15 protein-coding genes are annotated in these 21,080 nt (G+C 67.5%); 12 read left to right on the forward strand and 3 right to left on the reverse strand.

The genetic code is table 11. The annotated features are described in order from the left end of the window. Positions 1–503 precede the first annotated feature (503 nt). The 9 genes from ACYP5B_RS47325 (at position 504) to ACYP5B_RS47365 (ending at position 11,705) form a co-directional block, all read left to right on the forward strand. Positions 504–2,111, forward strand: coding sequence for an exonuclease domain-containing protein (locus tag ACYP5B_RS47325; protein WP_459574275.1), 1,608 nt, complete (start codon positions 504–506; stop codon positions 2,109–2,111). Positions 2,112–2,421: 310 nt separating this feature from the next. Further along, complete coding sequence (locus ACYP5B_RS47330; RefSeq protein WP_459574277.1) at positions 2,422–3,975, forward strand: amidase; 1,554 nt, start codon at positions 2,422–2,424, stop codon at positions 3,973–3,975. 64 nt (positions 3,976–4,039) lie between these two features. Then, positions 4,040–5,380: an MFS transporter gene (locus ACYP5B_RS47335; protein WP_459574279.1), complete on the forward strand. Its 1,341-nt coding sequence runs from the start codon at positions 4,040–4,042 to the stop codon at positions 5,378–5,380. An 81-nt stretch (positions 5,381–5,461) separates the two neighbouring features. Beyond that, complete coding sequence (locus tag ACYP5B_RS47340; RefSeq protein ID WP_459574281.1) at positions 5,462–5,893, forward strand: hypothetical protein; 432 nt, start codon at positions 5,462–5,464, stop codon at positions 5,891–5,893. A 471-nt stretch (positions 5,894–6,364) separates the two neighbouring features. Continuing rightward, complete coding sequence (locus tag ACYP5B_RS47345) at positions 6,365–7,360, forward strand: ABC transporter substrate-binding protein (RefSeq protein WP_318236383.1); 996 nt, start codon at positions 6,365–6,367, stop codon at positions 7,358–7,360. Between the two features lie 49 nt (positions 7,361–7,409). Continuing rightward, positions 7,410–8,447, forward strand: a complete 1,038-nt coding sequence (locus tag ACYP5B_RS47350) for an aromatic ring-hydroxylating dioxygenase subunit alpha (RefSeq protein ID WP_459574282.1) — start codon at positions 7,410–7,412, stop codon at positions 8,445–8,447. A 52-nt stretch (positions 8,448–8,499) separates the two neighbouring features. Further along, positions 8,500–9,420, forward strand: a complete 921-nt coding sequence (locus tag ACYP5B_RS47355; protein WP_459574283.1) for an ABC transporter ATP-binding protein — start codon at positions 8,500–8,502, stop codon at positions 9,418–9,420. A gap of 42 nt (positions 9,421–9,462) precedes the next feature. Beyond that, entirely contained in the window at positions 9,463–10,257 is a 795-nt protein-coding gene (locus ACYP5B_RS47360; RefSeq protein WP_459574285.1) for an ABC transporter permease, read from the forward strand. After that, positions 10,254–11,705 (forward strand): amidohydrolase family protein, encoded by a 1,452-nt coding sequence (locus ACYP5B_RS47365; protein WP_459574287.1) that lies wholly within the window; start codon positions 10,254–10,256, stop codon positions 11,703–11,705. The genes ACYP5B_RS47360 and ACYP5B_RS47365 overlap by 4 nt, the downstream gene beginning before the upstream one ends. A 6-nt stretch (positions 11,706–11,711) precedes the next feature. Here the strand turns inward: ACYP5B_RS47365 and ACYP5B_RS47370 are convergent, their stop codons facing one another. Beyond that, entirely contained in the window at positions 11,712–12,890 is a 1,179-nt protein-coding gene (locus ACYP5B_RS47370; RefSeq protein WP_459574289.1) for a citrate synthase family protein, read from the reverse strand. 124 nt (positions 12,891–13,014) lie between these two features. On the opposite strand from ACYP5B_RS47370, the gene ACYP5B_RS47375 reads away from it, so the two are divergent. Beyond that, positions 13,015–14,433, forward strand: coding sequence for a CoA transferase (locus ACYP5B_RS47375; RefSeq protein ID WP_459574290.1), 1,419 nt, complete (start codon positions 13,015–13,017; stop codon positions 14,431–14,433). 34 nt (positions 14,434–14,467) lie between these two features. Here ACYP5B_RS47375 and ACYP5B_RS47380 read toward each other — a convergent pair whose 3' ends face one another. Continuing rightward, the gene (locus tag ACYP5B_RS47380) at positions 14,468–15,469 is read right to left on the reverse strand and encodes a Bug family tripartite tricarboxylate transporter substrate binding protein (protein ID WP_459574292.1); all 1,002 of its coding nucleotides are present in this window, start codon (positions 15,467–15,469) and stop codon (positions 14,468–14,470) included. A gap of 259 nt (positions 15,470–15,728) precedes the next feature. Here ACYP5B_RS47380 and ACYP5B_RS47385 point away from each other — a divergent pair, with 259 nt between their 5' ends. Beyond that, positions 15,729–17,033, forward strand: a complete 1,305-nt coding sequence (locus ACYP5B_RS47385; protein WP_459574294.1) for an MASE1 domain-containing protein — start codon at positions 15,729–15,731, stop codon at positions 17,031–17,033. Further along, positions 17,030–18,265: an alpha/beta fold hydrolase gene (locus ACYP5B_RS47390; RefSeq protein WP_459574296.1), complete on the forward strand. Its 1,236-nt coding sequence runs from the start codon at positions 17,030–17,032 to the stop codon at positions 18,263–18,265. The genes ACYP5B_RS47385 and ACYP5B_RS47390 overlap by 4 nt, the downstream gene beginning before the upstream one ends. An 8-nt stretch (positions 18,266–18,273) precedes the next feature. Here ACYP5B_RS47390 and ACYP5B_RS47395 read toward each other — a convergent pair whose 3' ends face one another. Further along, positions 18,274–20,568 (reverse strand): patatin-like phospholipase family protein, encoded by a 2,295-nt coding sequence (locus ACYP5B_RS47395; RefSeq protein WP_459574344.1) that lies wholly within the window; start codon positions 20,566–20,568, stop codon positions 18,274–18,276. Between the last annotated feature and the right edge of the window lie 512 nt (positions 20,569–21,080).

Consider the following 21,080-nt stretch of genomic DNA (forward strand, 5'->3'; position numbering starts at 1 on the left):
TCGCTCACTCTCAGAAAACTGACTGGCTACGTCCGAAGACATAACCAACATGTTTTACTGTGCGAGCACTTTATAACTTGTAAGCTAAAAGACCGAAGTCTTCCGCATCCGCTACCAAGCGCCCACACTTATCGGTTGTTTGTTTGTTAAAGAACTGGCCGCGGCTCGCTTTGCTTGCCGCGTCGCTGCTTTTGTCTGCAGCAGAGAAATGAGATTATGAAGCGTGATCATCGTTTCGTCAACAGGTTTCGCAAACTTTCTTTGCTGCAGTCGGCGTCTGAACCCGCTCCGCCAACCACCCCTGCCAACCCCGCAACCCTTGTCCCGTCTGCTTTGCAGCGGTCTTTTGTGTTGCGAGGGGGCGAATAATAAGACGCTCCCCTGGTCCTGGCAAGCCTTTTCTTGAATTTCTTCAGCGCGGTCTGTGACACGGTGATGAAGCAGGCTTGCGTGCCCCAGCGCAGGGCAGCATTCGCGCGGCTGCTATCTATTAGAATCGACGGATGCCTGACCTTCCTATCTACCTGCCATCGCGCCAGCCGGCGAATGCGCCCCGGCATCTGGATGCGCAAGCGCTGGCAGCAGCACTTTCACGCCCAATTGTCTTTGTCGACCTGGAAACGACAGGCGCCGACGGCACACGCGACCGTATTACCGAGATCGGCGTTGTGGAGGTGGGACCGGACGGCATTGTCGAATGGGACACCCTGGTAGACCCGGGCATCGGCATCCCGCCCTTTATCCAGCAACTGACCGGCATCACCGACGACATGGTGCGTGGACGGCCAAGCTTCGAGTCACTGGCGGAGTCGCTTGCGGAGCGGTTGCAGGGCAAGCTCTTCGTCGCGCACAACGCGCGCTTCGACTATGGCTTCCTTAAGAATGAGTTCCGCCGCGTTGGCGTCACCTTTCGCGCCGATGTCCTGTGCACGGTACGGCTCTCGCGCTCGCTGTTTCCCTCGGCGGCGCGCCACGGGCTGGATGCGTTGATCGCCCGGTTCGAGTTGCAGCCCAAGGGCCGGCACCGGGCTCTCGCCGATGCTGAGCTGTTGTGGCAATTCTGGCAGAAGGTCCACGAGCTCTATACGGTGGACCTGGTCGAATCCGCAGTGCAGTCGCTGATCAAGCGGGCGAGCCTGCCTGCCGGGCTGGAAGAAACCGCGCTGGACGACGTTCCCGACACCCCGGGCGTCTATCTCTTTTATGGCGACCAGGACATGCCTCTCTATATAGGGAAGAGCATCCACCTGCGCCAACGCATCGGCGCGCATTTCTCCGGCGATCATCGTGCCGCCCTGGAAATGCGGCTGGCACGCGCGGTGCGCCGAGTCGAATGGCGCGAGACCGGCGGCGAGGCCGGCGCGCTGCTGCTGGAAGCCCACCTGATCAAGACGATGCAGCCGCTGCACAACCAGATGCTGCGCCAAAACGCCGGGCTCTATGCGTGGGAACTGGCCCCCGGACTGAGCGCGCCGATATTGCGCTCGGATCGGGACACCGATTTCAGCCGGCACCCTAATCTGTATGGCGCCTTTCCCAGCCGGGCCAGTGCCCAGGCCCGGCTGGCCGAACTGGCGCAAATTCATCAGCTCTGCCAGGTCGCCCTCGCCCTGGAAAAAACCGCGCGGCGCGGCCTGCCCTGCTTCGCGCGTCAACTGCACCGCTGCCAGGGCGCGTGCACTGGCGACGAGTCACTGGCGGCTCACCGTGAACGGGCGGCGGCAGCGCTGGCCGGCCTGGCGATCCGGCCCTGGCCGTTCGCGGGTGCGGTGGCATGGCGCGAGCAGCACGGCGCCAAAGCGTGGTGGCATATCCTGGAAGACTGGTGTTACCTGGGCTCGGTGCCCACGCTGGAAGAGGCACCAGGCCTGTTATCCTCGCCTGCACGTTTCGACCTGGACACCTACCAGATCCTGGCACCAAGGCTGGCGGCATTGATCGCCAGTGCCATTGCGCTGGAACCCGTGCGGCAGTTCGAGCTGCAAGCGCCGCCCTCGCCCCGGCCGGACATGGAGCCACGGACCGCATCCGCGCCAGCCGCCCCAGCGCTCACGCACCGGCGCAGGGCGCCAAGCCCAGACCAGCAGACCCTGTCCTTCTTCGATCACTAGGCCGGGCCACCACCCCGGCCCTCACGCTTTTGGGCACCATCAGCCCACCCAAAGAGCTCAAACGGTATACCAAATCACCTGGAACTCGCGCACCGCCGCGGTGCGCGACCTTTTATCGCCTTCCCCGCGAACCCCGGATTTGTGCTGAAAGCTGCTGCATTGCACCAGAAAGCGGCGGATCGTGACCGCCTGGACATTTGGCTTGCCCTCTGCAATTAAATGAATATAGTATACCGATTCCGGCGATAGACCGACCGATCCACGACCCCGTGCGCCTTGGCCACGAGACCCCACAAGACGGAGCGCCACCGTGACCCGGCAAGACCTAGCAAGCACAGACACCCGGCAGAAAGAGGCGTGCTTTCTGCCGGTATGGGAAGCCGCGGCGCTGTTGGCCAAAGGCCACGCCAGCGCGCAGGACCTGGTGAACTGGTGCGAGGCCGCCTATGCCGCCTCGCATCGGGAGATCAACGCCATCATCCTGGCGGATTTCGCCGCCGCGCGCGCCGCGGCCGAGGCCAGCGACCGGCGCTGGCGCCGCGGGGAACCGCTTGGCGCGCTGGACGGCATTCCCTTCTCCATCAAGGAATCCTTCGACGTGGCAGGCTGGCCCACCACGTGCGGCAACCCGGCGCTGCGCCACAACATTGCTGCCAGCGACTCGGCCGTGGTCGAGCGCCTGCGCGCGGCTGGCGCGGTGTTGCTGGGCAAGACCAACGTGCCGATCGGGCTGCGCGACTGGCAAAGCTACAACGCCATCTACGGCACCACCCGCAACCCGCGCGACCCCAGCCGCACCCCGGGCGGCTCGTCCGGCGGCAGCGCCGCGGCCGTCTGCTCGGGCATGAGCTTCTTCGACGTGGGCTCCGACATCGGCTCGTCGCTGCGCAACCCGGCGCACTACTGCGGCGTGTTCTCGCACAAGAGCAGCCACGGGCTGGTGCCGCTGCGCGGCCATGGCATTGGCCACGGCTATGGCGAGCAGGACATCAACGTGGCGGGGCCGCTGGCGCGCAGGGACCTGGAACTGCTGCTGCAGGCGCTGGCCGGCCCGGACGGCAGCGAAGCGCAGGCCTATCGCCTGACGCTGCCGCCCTGCCGCAAGCGCGCACTGGCCGACTTTCGCGTCGCCGTGCTGCCGAGCCATCCGCTGTGCGAGGCCGACGGGGAAGTTAGCGACGAGATCGAAAAACTTGGCCGCTGGCTGGAGGGACAGGGCGCCCAGGTACGCTGGAACGCGCGCCCGGACTTCGATGCTTCGGCCCTCTGGCACACCTATGTGCTGATGCTGCGGGCCACCACGTCGATCCATATGGATGACGCCGGCTTCGACGCCGCACTGGCCCGCGCCGCCGGCGCCGCGCCCGAGGACCACAGCTATGCCACGCTGCAATTCACCGGCGCGGGCATCCGGCACCGGCAATGGCTGCAGCTGCAGCAAGCCCGGGCCACCTTCGCGCAGGCCTGGCAACGCTTCTTTGGCGAGGTGGACGTGATGCTGTGCCCGGCGGCCGCCACCACCGCCTTTGCGCTGGATGAAGCCGGCGAGCCGTGGCAGCGCACGCTCCAGGTCAACGGCCGGGCGCAACCGCTCACCAACCAGTTGTTCTGGGCCGGGCACTCCGGCCTGTGCGGCCTGCCCTCGACGGTGGCGCCGATCGGCCCGGGCCGCAGCGGCCTGCCGGTGGGCGTGCAGATCGTCGCCGCGAGATTCGAAGACCTGAGCGCATTGCGTTTTGCCCAGTTGCTGGAAGCAGCGGGTTTTGCCTTCCGGCCACCGCCGGCCCGGTTCCAGTCCCAGTCCCAGTCCCAGTCCCAGTCCCAGTCCCAGTCCCAGTCCCAGTCCCAGTCCCACACGGTGTAAAGCGCCCCGGCGCCATAAAAGAACAGCGCACCGCCCCCCAAAGCGAAGACACGAAGGAGAGATCATGTTCACCTGGTTCAAGGATTTATCGATAATGGAGCGCAAGGGGTTTTACGGCGCGTTCCTCGGTCATGCGGTCGACGTGTTCGACTTCATGATCTATTCCTTCCTGATTTCGACGCTGCTGACCCAGTGGGGCATGAGCAAGTCGGCCGCCGGCGCCATTGTCACGTGGACCTTGGTGTCATCGCTGGTGGGCGCCATCGGCGCGGGCGTGTTGGCTGACCGCTACGGCCGGGTGCGCGTATTGCGCTGGACCATCGTGGTGTTCGCCGTCGCCTGCTTCCTGTGCGGGCTGGCCAACACGCCCGAGCAACTGCTGGCCTTCCGCATGCTGCAGGGCCTGGGCTTCGGCGGCGAATCCTCGCTGTGCATGGTGCTGGTGACGGAGATGATCCGCAACCCGGCGCACCGCGGCAAATATTCCGGCTTCACCGCCAGCAGCTACTCCTTCGGCTGGGGCGCGGCGGCCATTGCCTACGCCATCACCTTCAGCATCTTCCCCGCCGAAACCGCCTGGCGCGTCTGTTTCTTCATGGGCATCCTGCCGGCGCTGGTGGTGATCTACCTGCGCCGCAACCTGGAAGAGCCGGAGGTCTTCACCAAGAGCCAGGCCGAGCGCGCCGCCGGTGGCACCGGCAGCGGCCCCACCGCATGGCAGCAGCTGGCGCGGCTCGGCCGCAGGCCCCTGCTGGGCAAGACCGTGCTGTGCAGCCTGCTGTCGGGCGGCATGCTGGGCGCCTACTATGCGATTGCCACCTGGCTGCCCACGTTCCTCAAGACCGAGCGCGGGCTGTCGGTGTTCGGCACGAGTTCCTACCTGGCCATGACGATCGTCGGCTCACTGGTGGGCTATGTGGCCGGCGCCTATGCCACCGACCGCTGGGGCCGCCGCCTGACCTATATCGCCTTTGCCGCCGGCGCCTTCGCCATGGCGCTGGTCTATATGGTGATACCGGTCTCGAACACGTCGATGCTGTTCCTGGGCTTCCCGCTTGGCGTATTGATGCAGGGCGTGTTCGCCGGCATCGGCGCCACCATCTCGGAGTCATATCCCAACGATATTCGCGCCACGGGTTATGGCGTCTCGTACAACGTCGGGCGCGTGATCGGCTCACTGTTCCCGCTGACGGTGGGCTGGCTCAGCACCGGCCGCACCTCGCTGCCGCTGGCGATCGCCATCGTGGCTGGCGTGGGCTACATGATGGTGATGGGCGCCGCCCTGCTGCTGCCGGAAACCAAGGGCATGGACCTGGGCCAGGCCGGTGGCGACGACAGCGCGCACGACCCGTCCCGCGACGCCGACAAGGCCGTGCTGGCGCCAACTGTGGGCAAGCCCGCATAAAGCGTCTCAGGCCGCTTGCGGCAAGGCGGGCGGCTAGGCTAGTCTGCGCGAAGGGGGCATGCTTGCTCCCCTGGAGCTGCCATGCCTGCCGTCCGCCGTCTCTCCATCTCCCCTCGCCTTTGGTTGACCCTACTCGCCGCCATCGCCCCGGGCGGCTGCGCAGGCATCGAACAATCCGCCATGCAGCGCATCCTGGATTCGTGGCAATCCGCCCCGATCGAGCAAGCCAAGGCGCAGTGGGGCCCGCCGCAAGCCGTGCAGGCCGTGCCCGGGGGCACCGCCTACCTGTGGACCGAGGAAGTGCCACCGGCGCGCGCGCCGGGCAGCGGCCCGCGCGATGCGCGCGCGCCCACGTCACCCGAGCCCCTGCTGGTGCCCGGCCTGTGCCATCGCCGCCTGATCGCAGGTCCCACCGGCCTGGTGATCGGTGGCGACTGGTCCGGCAACGCGTGCTGTGTCACCACCGCGATCGGCCGCTGCGGCGGGCTGGTCAGGACCAGCACCGGCAACTGATCGCACCGGGCACCGCATCTCTCACCGAATTGGTGCACGTCGTGCAACGCGCCAGGCGATCATGCACCAGGGCTGCCCAGCGGCGTGCCACGATCCGGCGCATTTGGGACGCGGCATTCACCGCTGCCGTTGGCACACCTCTTGCTGAACAAGCTATCGAGTAGAAGCGGTTAGCGCCGATGTGCCTCCCCCAGCGGAGCAGACGCATCCCGGCGTGGGACATTGCTCTCGCGACCATCCGGTCGCACGCCTGGTTGACTCGCATCGCGAGATGCATCCGGGCGTTTGGATCCGGCCACCAGGCCGGGCACGAGAGAAAAGAGAGCGCCCACGATGTCCCCCATCTTCAAGCCCTTATTCCATTTCGCAGATGCGTCCGGCGGCCATGCCGCCGCTCGCGTCCTGCGCCGTTGCCCGCCTGTTGCCGTACCCGCCCTGATTTCCCCCGCAAACATCCGCACAGGAGCCCCCATGAAGACGCCTTCCCCATTGCGCCGCCTGTTGATCGCCGGCACCTGCGCCGCGCTCACGCTCGCCGCCGTCCCCGCCACCGCGCTCGCCGCCGACAAGGTGACGTTCCTCACCTCCTGGTATGCCCAGGCAGAACACGGCGGCTTTTATCAGGCGGTAGCGAAAGGCATCTACAAGAAGTACGACCTCGATGTCACGGTTCGCATGGGTGGCCCGCAGGTCAACGGGATGCAGATCCTCACCAGCGGCCAGGCCGACTTCCTGATGGGCTACGACCTGCAGGTGCTCAAGAGCGTGGAGCAAGGCGTGCCGGTGACCACCGTGGCGACCTCCTTCCAGACCGACCTGCAAGGCATGATGACCCACGAGGACGTCAAGAGCCTGGCCGACCTGAAGAGCCGTACGGTGCTGGTCTCCACCTCGGGGCGCACCACCTGGTGGCCGTGGCTCAAGGGCAAGTACAAGCTCGAGGAATCCCAGTCGCGCGTCTATACCTTCAACCTGCAGCCCTTCTTTGCCGATCCGCAATCGGCCCAGCAAGCCTACGCGTCGTCCGAGGTGTTCTCGGCCAGCAAGGCCGGCGCGAAGACGCGCTTCTTCCTGTTCGCCGACGATGGCTATCCGCCCTATGGCACCACCATCGTCGCCATGCAGAAGATGGTCAAGGAAAAGCCGGACGTGGTCGCGCGCTTCGTCAAGGCGACCATGGAAGGCTGGAAGAGCTACCTGGCGGACCCTGCCCCGGCCAATGCGCTGATCAAGCAGGAGAACCCCAACATGAAGGACGACCAGCTTGCCTGGGGCGTGGAAAAACTCAAGGAGTACCACATGGTCGGCGGTGGCGACGCGGCCCGTTACGGCATCGGCGTGATGACCGATGCGCGCTGGCAGAAGACGCGCGACTTCATGGTAGCCGCCGGGCTGCTCAAGGCCGATACCGACTGGAAGCAGGCCTACACCACGCAATTCGTGAAGGACCTCAAGGTCATGCCCTGAAGCGCGCGGCCGCGCTATTCAAGATCAACCCCATACAAGGATTTTCGACATGCTGGTCACCCAACAACCCGTACTGCGCCGCTTCTGGTACGCGCTGATGCCGGTCTCGATGCTCGACGACGGCCCCAAGCCCTTTACCCTGCTGGGCGAAAACCTGGTGCTGTGGAGGGGCGCCGACGGCAAGCCCGCGGCGCTGCAGGACCGCTGCTGCCACCGCACCGCACGCCTGTCCAAGGGCTGGGTCAACGAGCGCGGCGATATCGTCTGCGGCTACCACGGCTGGGAATACAACTGCTCGGGCAGCTGCGTGCGGATTCCGCAGGCGCCGGACAACGCCATCCCCTCGGGCGCGAAGGTGCAGGCCTATCACGTGCAAGAGAAATACGGCTACGTGTGGGTGGCGCTGGACGATCCGCTGCAGCCCGTCCCCGATTTCCCGGAGGATGGAGACCCCGCCTACCGCCGCATCTTCCAGTTCTACGAGAAGTGGAACACCAGCTCGCTGCGCGTGATGGAGAATTCCTTCGACAACTCGCACTTCAGCTTCGTGCACCGCGCCAACTTTGGCTTGTCCGAGCAGCCCAAGCCGGAGAAGTACGAACTGCAGCAGCGCGAGTGGGGGTTCGAGGCGGAGACGCTGGTGCCGATCCGCAATATCGAGGCGGGCCACCGCGTTACCGGCACCACCGAGCCCATCACGCATCGGCATATGTTCAACCGCTGGGACCTGCCGTTCACGCGCCGCTTCGGCTGCACTTATCCCGCCAGCGGGCGCCATCACATCATCTACAACTGCGCCACGCCGATCGACGACAAGCGCGTGATGCTGTCGCAATGGCTGTACCGCAATGACAGCGAGGAAGACTGCTCGACCCAGGAGCTGATCGATTGGGACGCGCCCATCGTCGGCGAGGATCGCGACATCCTGGAAGCCACGGACTACGACGCCTGCGTGGACACGCGCCGCCGCGTTGAATTCCATATGGAATCCGACAAGCCCGGCTTGCTGATGCGCAAGATGCTGATGGAATTGTTCACCCAGCATGGCGAGAAGGAAACCTTCCGCATTCCCGTGGTTCGCGGTTAAACCGGACTTCCGATAGCCGATAGCCCCGGAACCATTCCATACGGAGACAGCCATGAGCGTCCTCTTTCGCAGTGCCGTGCAAGCTCCCGCTGCTGCCCCCAGCGCCGGCGGCCTTGCGTCCAACGCCTGCGGCGAACCCGAGCCCGCTGGCAGCAGCCGGCGCGATGCCGACGCGCCGCTGCTGTTCGCCAACCAGGTCGAGAAGACCTACCCCAACGGCACCGTGGCGCTGGAGCGCGTCAAGCTGGCGATCAAGCCCGGCGAGTTCGTCTCGCTGCTGGGCCCGTCTGGCTGCGGCAAGAGCACCTTGCTCAAGCTGTTTGCCGGATTGGAAACGCCGTCGGCGGGCCATATGCGCTGGTGGGGCAACCCCTCCCTTCCGACCGCAACCAACTGCGCCACCAACAGCGCCGGCCGCACGCTGGCGATGGTGTTCCAGGAAGCCACGCTGATGCCGTGGGCGCGCGTGGCCGACAACGTGCGGCTGCCGCTGGACCTGGTCCGCATGCCGCGCGCCGAGGCCGACGAACGCGTGCAGCGCGCGCTGGCGCTGGTGGGGCTGGGCCGCTTCGCCGCGGTCTATCCGCGCGAGTTGTCGGGCGGCATGCAGATGCGCGTGTCGATTGCGCGGGCGCTGGCGACCAACCCGGACCTGCTGCTGATGGATGAGCCCTTCGGCGCGCTCGACGAGTTCACCCGCAACAAGCTCGACGCCGACCTGCGCGCACTGTGGGCCGAGCGCGGCCTCACGGTGGTCTTCGTCACCCATAGCATCTACGAAGCGGTCTACCTGTCGAGCCGCGTGGTGGTGATGGCGGCGCGGCCGGGCCGCGTGATTGCCGACGTGGCGATCGAGGGTCCGCAAGTCCGCGATGAAGCCTTTCGCGTCTCGCCCGCCTTCATGCAGTACTGCGCGCAATTGTCGGCGCTGCTGACGCAGGCCAACACCGGCGTCGACCCCAACGAGCACTGAGCCCGGCAGCCGCATCGGTCCCACGGATAACAAGGAGCCCCCATGAATCCCCCGCTACTGTCGCGCCCCGCCGTCCAGCGCGTGGCTGCCCCGCTTGCCGTCGGCGTGCTGCTGTTGCTGGCCTGGCAGGCGATCTGCACCGCGCTCGCCGTCCCCGCGTACCTGGTGCCCACGCCCACCGCCATCGGCCATGCGCTGGTGGAAGACTGGAGCCTGCTGTCCGGCTCGCTATGGGTGACGCTGCGCATCACCATGCTGGCCTTCGCGCTGGCCGTGGTGGTCGGCACCGCCTCGGCGTTCGTCTTCGTGCAGAGCCGCCTGATCGAAGCCAGCCTGTTTCCCTACGCGATCCTGCTGCAGGTCACGCCGGTGGTGGCGATCGCGCCGCTGATCATCATCTGGGTCAAGGAACCGACGCTGGCGCTGGTGATCTGCGCCACCATGGTGGCCGTGTTCCCGATCATCTCCAACACGGTGCTGGGCCTGCGCAGCGTCAACCCCGGCCTGCTCAACCTGTTCCGCATCAACCGCGCGAGCCGCTGGGATACCTTGCGCCGCCTGCGCATTCCCAGCGCGCTGCCATATTTCTTCGGCGGCCTGCGGATCTCCTGCGGCCTGGCGCTGATCGGCGCGGTGGTGGCGGAGTTCGTGGCGGGTACAGGCGGCACGGGTGCAGGGCTGGCCTACCAGATCCTGCAGGCTGGCTTCGCGCTCAATATCCCGCGCCTGTTCGCCGCGCTGTTCCTGATCACGCTGACGGGCGTGGCGTTGTTCGGCGTGATGGTGGTGGTGTCGCGCATGGCGCTGTCGCACTGGCACGAAAGCGAGCTGGCATGACGACCAATACCATCCTGATTCGCAATGCCACCGCCATCCTGACCGGCCTGAAGGGTACCGGTGACGGAACGGGTGAGGGTGAGCGCCACGCCGGGCCGGACCTGCGCGTGGCAGGCGGCACCATCGAGGCCATCGGCAAGCTGGCGCCGCGCCCCGGCGAGCAAGTCATCGACGCCACCGACTGCGTGATCTACCCGGCTTGGGTCAACACCCATCATCACCTGTTCCAGTCGCTGCTCAAGGGCGATCCGCCGGGGCTGGATCTGACGCTCACGCCGTGGCTAGGGGCTACGCCCTATCGCTTTCGCGCCGCCTTTGACGAGACCACCTTCCGGCTTGCCGCCCGCATTGGCCTGATCGAACTGGTGCGCAGCGGCTGCGGCACGGTGGCGGACCACAACTATCTCTACTATCCCGGCATGCCCTACGACAGCTCGGCCATCCTGTTCGAGGAAGCCGAGGCGCTGGGGCTGCGCTTTGTGCTGTGCCGCGGCGGCGCCACCCGCACGCGCCAGCTGGAGAGCGACCTGCCGCAGGCGCTGCGCCCCGAAACGCTCGACCAGTTCCTGGGCGATTGCGAACGGCTCACCGCGCGCTACCACCAGCCCGCGCCAGATGCCATGCGGCGCGTGGTGATGGCGCCCACCACCCCGCTCTACTCCATGTCGCCCGAGGAGTTGCGCACCAGCGCGCGCACCGCGCGCCGGCTCGGCATCCGGCTGCACAGCCATTTGTCCGAGACGGTGGAATACCAGAATGCTGCGCGAGACAAGTACCAGACGACCCCCGTGGCCTTCTGTGGCGAGTACGAATGGCTTGGCCGCGATGTGTGGTTCGCCCACCTGGTGAAACTGGGCGCGGACGAAATCCGCCAGCTCGGCGAGACCGGTACTGGCATCGCGCACTGCCCGCAGAGCAACGGCAGGCTGGGCAGCGGCATCGCGGATATCCCGGCGCTGGAAGCCGCGGGCGTGCCGGTGTCGATCGGCGTGGACGGCGCCGCCTCCAACGAAGCGGCCGACATGATTTCCGAAACGCATGCGGCGTGGCTGCTGCAGCGCGCGCGCCGAGGCCATGGCGCCCGGCCACGCGCCGAGGGTGGTGACCATGAAGGCGGCGCCGACGCCGCGCGCGTGGAAGATGTAGTGCGCTGGGGCACGGCGGGCGGTGCTGCCGTGCTCGGCCTGGATGCGGTGGGCACGCTGCAGCCGGGCAAGGCGGCCGACCTTGCCATCTACCGGCTCGACGACCCGCGCTGCTTTGGCCTGCACGATCCGGCCATTGCCCCCGTGGCCAGCGGCGGGCGGCCGGCATTGCGCGCGCTGCTGGTCGGCGGACGCGTGGTGGTGGAGCACGATGCGATTCCCGGGTTGGACATCACCGAGCTTGGCGGGCAAGCGCGCGACGCGGTGCGGCGCCTGCAACAGCGTGCGGAGAAGCTGGCTTGATCCAGGCTACGCCGGGCGCGGGCCGACGTACGCCGCGCGCGGGCGGATCAGCTCGGCATCGGCGCGCTGCTCCAGGCCGTGCGCGATCCAGCCGATGGAGCGGCCAAGCGCGAACATGCCGAAGGCCGCGCCGGGTGGCAGCCGCAGATGGCGGCGCAGCGCCACCAGCGCAAAATCGATCGATGGCCGCTGCCCCACCAGCGCGAAGGCGTCGTCGATGAACGCCTGCCATTGCGGGTGATGCGGGAGTATCCGCGCCAGCAGGCCGATGGCGCGAATGTCGCCGGCGGGGTAGAGATGATGGCCAAACCCCGGCAGGTTCTCGCCGCGGGCCAGCCGCTCGCGCAGCTTCGATGCGGGCGGGGCCTCGCCCAGTTCGTCCCAGAGAGCCTCCACGCGGGCGGTGGCCCCGCCATGCAGCCCACCGGTCAGCGCGGCCAGGCCGGCGACCACCGATGCGCGCAGGCTGGCGCCGGTGGACGCCACGCAGCGGGCAGTGAAGCTCGACGCGTTCAGTTCGTGGTCTGCGCAAAGCACCAGCGCCATGCGGATCAGGTCCGCGCCTTCTGCGTCCACCTGCCAGGCGCTGGCGCATTGTTGATGGACCGGAGCACTGGCGGGTGCCGTGCCCAACAGGCAGGCGGCCAGCAGGCGCACCAGAACGCCGCAGCCCTCGGCAAGGCGTTCCGGTGATTTTTGCCACTGCGCCGTGGGGTCGTCATCGCTGGCAATGGTAAACAGCGGCAGCAGCGCCTGCTCGCTGCGGCGCCCGGCGAAGGCCGCCTGCATCGCCGTGAGGCGCGCTGGCGCAGGCGGTGCAGCACCAAACGCCGCGTCCGGCGGGCACTGCCACAGCAATGCGGCCACCGCTTCGACCGTGTCCGCCGCAGCCAGCGCCACGGCATCCATGCCCCGGTAGTAAAGCCGCCCGTCCTCGATCAACGTGATGCCCGATTCCAGCACCGGCAAACCCCAGCTCAGCGTGGCCTTGGCCACCTCGCGAGGCTTGCGGCCGCGCGTGCGCTGGCCGGCCAGGCGCGCAACGTCGTCCGCGAGATAGCGGCTTTCGCGGTGGGTTTCGCCATCGTGCGCGTGCAGCAGGCCACGGCTGACATAGGCATAGAGCGTCTGGCGGGAGACGCCAAGCTGGGCGGCGGCTTCGGCGGAAGTCAGGTAACGGGGCATGGGCGAGGGCGAGGGCGAGGAAATCGGCAATGAGTTGATTAAGTTAATCAATATTGACTATTAAAACAAGCAGCCTATGCTGCAAGGCACTCAGTCTTGCCCAACCCATAATGGAGAGCACGCCATGCCAGCCCCCGGAGAATCAACGCCTTCAGCCAGGAGCCCGACAGGAGCCGCGACCACCTTCCTTGGCGAAATCTGGCGCAGCGTGCGCGGTGATGCCGCGTGGCTGGAGCACATTGCCGTGACCGGCTCAGGTCACTTGCCCTCGGTCTTGCCCGTCACCGACCTGGCCGCCGCCGCCGTCGGCGCAGCCGGCCTGGCCGTTGCCGAGTTGATCCACCGGGCCTGCGGGCATGCGCCGCATGTCGAGGCAGACCAACGTCTCGCTTCGCTATGGTTCGGCACTTCGCTGCGACCGCAGGGCTGGGAATTGCCGCCGCAATGGGATCCGGTAGCAGGCGACTACCGGGCCAAGGACGGCTGGGTCCGGCTCCATACCAACGCCCCGCATCATCGCGATGCCGCCCTCGCCGTGCTTGGCGTGGCGGTGCGGGCGGACAAGGCCGCCGTTGCCCAGGCCGTGTCCGGGTGGGAAGCCAGCGCGCTGGAAGCGGCCATCGTCGAGCGCGGCGGCTGCTCGGCGGCCATGCGCACCGTGGCCGAATGGGCCGCCCATCCGCAGGGCATCGCCATCAGCCGCGAACCGCTGATGCACTGGACGACGGCCGCCACAGGGCCGCGGCCAGCCTGGGCCATCGCCCCGGATCGCCCCTTGCGCGGCATCCGCGTGCTCGACCTGACCCGGATCCTGGCCGGCCCGGTGGCCACCCGCTTCCTGGCCGGGTTCGGCGCCGACGTGCTCCGTATCGACCCGCCCCGCTGGGAAGAGCCCGGCACGGTGCCCGAAGTGGTGCCCGGCAAGCGCTGCGCACGGCTCGACCTGCAAGGCACGGCGGACCGGCAGGTGCTGGAACGGTTGCTGAGCCAGGCCGACGTGATGGTGCACGGCTACCGTCCCGAAGCCCTGGCGCGGCTTGGGCTGGACGCAAGGCGGCGCCGCGAGATCAATCCCGCGCTGGTGGATGTGTCGCTAGATGCGTATGGGTGGAGTGGGCCGTGGAGCGGCCGGCGCGGCTTCGACAGCCTGGTCCAGATGAGCACCGGCATTGCCGATGCGGGCATGCGCGCCGCGGGCCTGGACCGTCCCAAGCCGCTGCCCGTGCAGGCCATCGACCACGCCACCGGCTACCTGATGGCCACGGCGGCCATCCGCGGGCTGGTGCAGCGCCTGGCGACCGGCGCTGGCTGCGAGGTGCGGGCGTCGCTGGCGCGCACGGCGCATCTTTTGGTGGCGGGCGCGGGCGCGCAAGGCGAAGCACCAACGCTGGCCCCCGAAACGGCCGCTGACCTGGCAGTCGTCGTCGAGGAAACCGCATGGGGCCCGGCACGCCGGATCAGGCCGCCCGCCACGGTGCAAGGTGCGCCAATGCGCTGGGAGCGCCCGGCCGGCAAGCTGGGCGCCGCGCTAGCGCAGTGGTAAGCCACGAAAGGCAGCCCGCCCCGGCGTGGACGACTTAGTCGATCTTCGCGCCTGAGGCCTTGATCACCTGTCCCCAGCGCTTCTGCTCGGCGGCAATGGTCTGGCCGAAGGCCTCCGGGCCCTGCCAGGCCGCCTCCGCGCCCTGCTGCTCCAGCTTGGCGCGGGTATCGGCTTCGCCCAGCACGGTCTGCAGCGCGCCGGACAGCTTGGCCACCACTTCCTTGGGGGTGCCAGCGGGCGCCAGCATGCCGTAGAAGCCAACCACTTCGAAGTTCTTCAGCCCGGCCTCTTCCATGGTCGGCACGTCAGGCAACGCGGGCGAGCGATGCTTGGACGTCACCGCCAGCGCGCGCACCTTGCCGGCCTTGATGTACTGGGTGAACAGCGGGATCGAGTCTGCCATCATCTGCGCCTGGCCGCCCATCACGTCGGTCAGCGCCGGGGCGCTGCCCTTGTAGGGAATGTGGACGATAAAGGTGCCGCTGGCCTGCTTGAACATCTCAGGCATCAGGTGGGAGATGCCGCCGTTGCCGCCCGAGGCAAAATTCAGCTTGCCGGGATTGGCGCGCGCATAGCCGATGAATTCCTTGAGGTTGCGGGCCGGCACATTGTTATTGACCACCATCACCAGCGGAATCAGCGCGGTGCGGGCCACGGGTGCAAAATCCCGCGGCATCGCGTATGGCAGCTTGGGATAGAGCGAGCCATTGATGGCCATCTGGCCGGTGTTGGCCAGCAACAGCGTGTAGCCGTCCGGCGCGGCCTTGGCCACGGCGTCCGAGCCGATATTGCCGGCCGCGCCGGCCTTGTAGTCCAGCACCACCGACTGGCCCAGGATAGGCTGCAGCTTTTCGGCGAGGAGGCGGGCGTGGGTGTCGACCGGGCCACCCGGCGGGAAGCCCACCACCAGGCGGATCGGCTTTTCCGGCCAGGCGGCGGCTGCAGGGGCCGCGCCCAGTGCCAGCGGCAGGGCGGCGCAGGCCAGCAGCGTCGGCAAGCCGAACAGGAATCGATTATTTAATGTGTACTTCGCCATCAGGTCTTTTCTCCTCGTTTATATTGCGGCCTTGCCTTGCCGGCATGCGCCGGGGCGAGCTCGTGGCCTGACATCCGCTAACACCGTTAATTGTGACGATTTTATTACATGGCGCCATGATAGAAATCCCTGTGCGGGCTTATGATGCCCCTGCCCGGCCGCGCCATTGCGTCAGCCGCGTGCCCGCCTGGCGCGTTCAGATAACGGCTGGCCGCCGCGCGCCGGCCCCGTGCCCGGGCATCAGCCAAGGAAAGCCTAAGTGAAACCAACCAACCGAGCCGTCATCCTGTTCCTGTGGGCGGCACTGTACTTCTGCTCCGGCTACATCTCGCACAAGCTCAACGGCCCGTTCTCCGCCACCGGCTATATCTGGCTGCCGGCCGGCGTGACCGTGGCCGCGTTCATGCTGACGCCGATGCCGCGCTGGCTGCCGGTCGGGCTGGCGTTCTTCGCCGCGCAGATGCTGCTGGGCTGGGTGGAGGGGCGCGACACGTTGCGCCTGATACTGTTCTCGCTCGACGAGATCGGCTTTGCCGCCGTGGCAGTGGCGGTGGTCAGGAGCACGCACTTCTCGCTGGAAGGGCTGGCCTTCGTGCGCGGCTTGCTGATCGCCGGGGTGGTCAGCAGCGCTGCCAGCGCCGCGGTGGGTGCGGGCTGGTTCACAATCATGCAGGACGTGCCGTTCTGGCGTACCGCGCGCATCTGGGGCGCGGCCGACCTGGTGGGCGTGCTGATCGTCACGCCAGTGCTGGCGGGCTGGTCGCGCTTTCGCGCCATGCGCTCGGGTGGCATGAGCGGCGGCGATTTCCTGTTCGGCCTGGGCGCGTTTGCCGCGCTGGTGCTGACCACCTTATTTATCTTCGACAACAAGAGCCTGGGCCAGCTGCCCACCGGCGTGGTGTTTGCGCTGACCTATATCCCGCTGTTCTTCGCCGCGGTGGTGACGCTGCTGTGGGGCGGCCGGGGCGGCTCCGTGGCGGTGGCGATCCTGGCGCTGTTCGTGCTGGTCAATACCGGCCAGGGCGATGGCCCGTTTGCCGAGAGCGCGGCCCACCATGGCCGCTCGCTGATGGAGGCCCAGCTCTATCTTGCCGTGGCCGCCTTGCTGACGCTGCTGATCAGCACGCTGCGGACCAGCCGCGAGCAACTGCACCTGCAGTCGGCGCAGCGCCAGAACGATGTCAAGCTGGCCCTGGCGGCCAGCGGCCAGCTGGTCTACTGCCTGGACCCGCGCAGCGGCACGCTGCGCTGGAGCGGCGACGTGGAGCGCTCGCTGGGCGTGCGCGAAGATACCTTCGGTAATCTCGACAACGTGCTGGCTCACGTGCATGCCGACGACCGGGCCCGGGTGCGCGACCGCTGGCTGCGCGAGTGCGACGGCGATGGGGATGGTGGCGAGACCCGCACCGACCTGCTTTTCCGCCTGATGCTGCCCCCGGGCGACTGCACCATGGTGCTGGATATGAGCGGCCCCTTGCTGGACGGGGACGAGAGCGTCGCGATCATTGCCGGCGCATGGCGCCTGCAGGGCGCGGCTGTGATCGAGGAGCGCGACGCAGCATGACGGCTCTCAAGGGCAGCGGCACGGGTGCCCTGCTCATCCACGGCCTGGGCGGCACGCAATTCGACCTCGGCCCGATGCACAAGGCCCTGCGGCGCGCCGGGGTGGAAACCCACGCGGTGACGCTGCCGGGACACGCCGGCACGCCCGAGGACCTGGTGCCCGTGCGGGCCGAGCAATGGCTCGACACCGTCACGCAGGCATACGATGAACTGGCCGGGCAGTACGAGACCTTCCACGTCATGGGCATGTGCTTGGGCGGGCTTCTGGCCCTGGCGCTGGCCGAGCGCCGGCAGCACACCAAGGGCCGGCTGATCGCGCTGGCGGCCCCGGTCTACATCGACGGCTGGTCCACGCCCTGGTACCGCGCGCTGCGGCACCTGGTCTATCACATCCCCACGCTGCCCGCGCGCATGCGGGTGGAGGAAGACGAGCCGTTCGGCATCAAGAACGACCTCGTGCGCGCCATCGTCAAGGCCAAGTTCGAGCGCGGCGACAATTTCCACTATCGCTGGGTGCCGCTGGCCTGCATCCGCCAGGTTGACCGGCTGCGCGGCTGGGTGCTGCGCGGCGCCCACCGCATCGTCTGTCCCACCCTGGTGGTCCACGCGCGCGAGGACGAGCTGACCAGCCTGCGCTCGGCCGACTTCCTGGAAGCCGCGATCCCCGACATGCGCAAGGTCGTGGTGGATAACAGCTATCACATGATCTGCGTGGACAACGACCGCGAGCAGGTGGTCAGCAACGTGCTCGAGTTCCTCGGTTTCGACCCGGCGCAGGCGCGCCGCCCGGCACGCGCCAGGGTAGAAGTGCCGATGACCGAGGAAGCCGTCGCCGCCGTGGTGAACGAATACCTGCAGGCCCTCACCAGCGGGCAGTTCGAAGCGCTGTTCCCGCTGCTGGAGCCCAGCGTGCGCTGGCGCCACCAGGGCGAGCATCCGCTGGCGGGAAGCTACGACGACCGCGACGCCGTGATCGACATGTTTGCCAAGCTGGAGGCGATGGCCGGCAAGACGGTGCGCATCGCCGTGACCGCACCGCCGCGCATCGAGGGCGCCACCGCGCAGATCGACGTAGCGGCCTCCTCCGTCATGAACGGCGAGGCCCGCCACAGCCAGGGCACGCAAACCCTACGCATGCGCAACGGCCGCATCAGCGCGGTGACCTTCCGGCCGGCCGACAGCGCCGACAACGCGGTGAGCGCCACCGAGCCCCTGCCGGCGCCCGCGGGCTAGTCCGCGGACTAGAAGACGCGGCCCAGCTGCAGGTACAGGTTCCACACCCCGTTCGGCGCCGTGGCAAAGCCGAAGTACAGCGGGCCGATGGCGCTGTTGCCGCCGATAAACAGGCTGGCGCTGGTCTTGAACGGCCCATTGCCAAAGTTCTTGCGCCGCAGCCAGACGTCGCCGGCCTCCAGGCTGGCGCCCACCACGGTGGTGCGCAGCCCGGGCAGGATGAACTCGCGCAGGTCGTTCAGGTAGGTCATGCGGCCGTACAGCAGGTAGTTGCCGGAGAACTGGTCCTGGGCATAGGCGGAAAGATGCTGGAAGCCGCCCAGCGTGAAGCCCAGCCCGCCGCTGACGCTGTTGTCGGTGCGGTGATCGCCGTAGGTGGCCGCGGCCTCCGCCGCCAGGTTCAGCGTGTGGCGGCCGTAGCTGGTTGCCCAGAGCGCCTTGGCATGGGCATCGTTGAAGCGGTTGTCGGTACCGCCGAAGGCCAGCTCGTTGGTGGCCAGCAGGTAATAGCCGGTGCGCGGGAACAGCGGATCGTCGAGCTGGTCGATGGTGAGCTGGGCACGCATGGTGGGCTGGCGCACATGGGCGTGGGGAAATAGCCGGCCAGTACTGATGGGCAGGTTATAGACAGCCGAGTAATTGACCTGCTGGTAGTTCACGCCCGCCCGGAACTCGCCGAGGCGGCCCAGCGGCACACCCAGGTCCAGGCCCGCGGCGGCGGTGTCGATCCGGAAGGCGGTGATCGGGTCGGTATTCCGGTTGGGCGCGGTGTCGCCATAGAGGTCGACGCGCTTGCGCCCGTACTCCACATAGGGCGCGACATAGAAGCCCAGCCGGTCGAACACCGGCTGGCGCAACTCGGTGTGCCACTTGGCCTGGGTGCTGCCCAGCACGATGTCATTGCGCCATTCCAGCCCGCCCGGCGTGATCCAGGGATAGCGATGCCCCAGCTGCAGGTTGAACCCGCCCTGGCCATTGAAAGTGTTGGACACGCCGAAACCGAACAGCAGGAACTGCGGCCCCCAGGATTTTTGCTGCGCCTCGACCTTCAGTACATTGCGGCCGTCTTCCGTGACCAGCTCCTGCGCCACGCTCTCGAAATCGCCCGAAGTGGAGAGCTGCGCCATCTCGCGGTTAAGCGTGACTGCGTCGTAAGTGTCGCCTTCGTTCACGCCCAGGTACTTGCGCACGTAGCTGGCCGGGATCCGGCCTTGCGAGTGGATCTGGATGGCATCGATGCGCAGCGGGCCCGCCACCGCCTGGCTGCCCTTGCGCGCTGCCAGGTAGCTTTGCCAGGCATGCGCCGGCAGCGTCAGCGACGCCAGCCGGGGCTCGGACGCCAGTACGGCGTTCCAGCCGTTCTGGATGCCATCGTTGGCGCGCGAGAAGTCGGTGAAGGACAGGTCGCCCAGCTGGGGCTCGATCAGCACGTCGCCCGGCCTGAGCAGCGCCTTCTGCGTGCTCACGTTCTGGTTCGTCAGGATTGTGACCATCTGCTGCGTCACCGCCGCCGGCGAGTCCAGGCTGGCGGGATCGTCCAGCGGCGAGGCGATATTGACCGCGATGATCACATCGGCGCCCATGTCGCGCGCCAGTTGCACCGGCAGGTTGCTGACCAGCCCGCCGTCGACGAGCGTGCGACCGTTCACCTTGATCGGCGCGAACAAACCCGGCACCGCCACGCTGGCACGGATGGCGCGCGGCAGCGAGCCATGGTCCAGCACCACTGGGGCCCCGGTGCCCAGGTCGGTGGCAATGGTACGAAACGGCGTCGGCAGCTTGTCGAAGGCGGCGTCGGCCGGCACCTGCGCAGTCCAGTTCTGCAGCAGCGCCAGCAGGCGGTTGCCCTGCGCCAGGCCGGTGGGCAGCTTGATCTTGCCATCGCCATAGCCGGCCGAGATCCCGATCGGGTACTGCAGGTCGTCCTCGCGCTGCGATTGCGGCAGTTCGGCGCGCTCGTTGCGGTCGAAGGCGATATCGCTCAGGTTGATATGCGACAGCTTGGCCTCCAGCTCGCCCGCCGACAAGCCGCTGGCGTACAAGCCGCCCACCACGGCGCCCATGCTGGTGGCCGCGATGCAGTCGATCGGCACGTGCATTTTCTCGAGCGCCCTGATCACGCCGATATGCGCATAGCCGCGCGCACCGCCCCCGGACAGCACCAGGCACACGCGCGGGCGCTTGCCCCCCGGCTCGGGTGCGGGGGCGGATTCAGCGGTGGATTGCACGGCAGGCTGCGCAGGGTGATCTGCTGCCCTGGCTGCCTGCGGCGCCAAGGCTAGCGCCACCAATGCAAGCAACATCGGCAGCACCTGACAACCGGGCACCAGCGAGCGCAAGCGGCGCGCGATGCGTGAAAGAGAGCGGGACATGGACAAACCGCGGCAAGACGGGACAAGACGATGAAATCGCCGCGCAGAGTTGGCGGGGAAGGTCGTCACGATAGGGCAATTGCCCGTCCTTGAACAGCGGCGCATGCCCGATGGAGTGCCGGCTGCCTAACCTGCGCGGCTGCCGCGGCCCATCCGCCGAGCTGCCGCGCGGGTCAATCGCGCAAACCTCCAACTACAAGAGCAGATTTACGCACATATATTTGGGGCCGGTAAACGTATGCTGGATACAACATAGGGGCATGGCGGCCTGAAAGGCCCCGGCCGCCCGCGCCACCCGGCGCATGACGGCGATCGTCCGTCCTAGCCCTCGTTCTGCCAACCCAGCCCAAGTGCCTTTTGCAACGACACGAAGTCCTTGATCAGGGTGGCATCGCCGGCGATCCGGTCCTGCTGCGCGCGCACCCGGGTGCGCTCGACATCCA

It is taken from the genome of Cupriavidus sp. 8B (assembly GCF_054589115.1).

Bases quoted from the DNA above. Each gene is read 5' to 3' on its own strand.
- ACYP5B_RS47325 (WP_459574275.1), top strand. From the start codon at position 504: ATGCCTGACCTTCCTATCTACCTGCCATCGCGCCAGCCGGCGAATGCG.
- ACYP5B_RS47335 (WP_459574279.1), top strand. From the start codon at position 4,040: ATGTTCACCTGGTTCAAGGATTTATCGATAATGGAGCGCAAGGGGTTT.
- ACYP5B_RS47340 (WP_459574281.1), top strand. From the start codon at position 5,462: ATGCCTGCCGTCCGCCGTCTCTCCATCTCCCCTCGCCTTTGGTTGACC.
- ACYP5B_RS47345 (WP_318236383.1), top strand. From the start codon at position 6,365: ATGAAGACGCCTTCCCCATTGCGCCGCCTGTTGATCGCCGGCACCTGC.
- ACYP5B_RS47350 (WP_459574282.1), top strand. From the start codon at position 7,410: ATGCTGGTCACCCAACAACCCGTACTGCGCCGCTTCTGGTACGCGCTG.
- ACYP5B_RS47355 (WP_459574283.1), top strand. From the start codon at position 8,500: ATGAGCGTCCTCTTTCGCAGTGCCGTGCAAGCTCCCGCTGCTGCCCCC.
- ACYP5B_RS47360 (WP_459574285.1), top strand. From the start codon at position 9,463: ATGAATCCCCCGCTACTGTCGCGCCCCGCCGTCCAGCGCGTGGCTGCC.
- ACYP5B_RS47365 (WP_459574287.1), top strand. From the start codon at position 10,254: ATGACGACCAATACCATCCTGATTCGCAATGCCACCGCCATCCTGACC.
- ACYP5B_RS47370 (WP_459574289.1), bottom strand. From the start codon at position 12,890: ATGCCCCGTTACCTGACTTCCGCCGAAGCCGCCGCCCAGCTTGGCGTC.
- ACYP5B_RS47375 (WP_459574290.1), top strand. From the start codon at position 13,015: ATGCCAGCCCCCGGAGAATCAACGCCTTCAGCCAGGAGCCCGACAGGA.
- ACYP5B_RS47380 (WP_459574292.1), bottom strand. From the start codon at position 15,469: ATGGCGAAGTACACATTAAATAATCGATTCCTGTTCGGCTTGCCGACG.
- ACYP5B_RS47390 (WP_459574296.1), top strand. From the start codon at position 17,030: ATGACGGCTCTCAAGGGCAGCGGCACGGGTGCCCTGCTCATCCACGGC.
- ACYP5B_RS47395 (WP_459574344.1), bottom strand. From the start codon at position 20,568: ATGTTGCTTGCATTGGTGGCGCTAGCCTTGGCGCCGCAGGCAGCCAGG.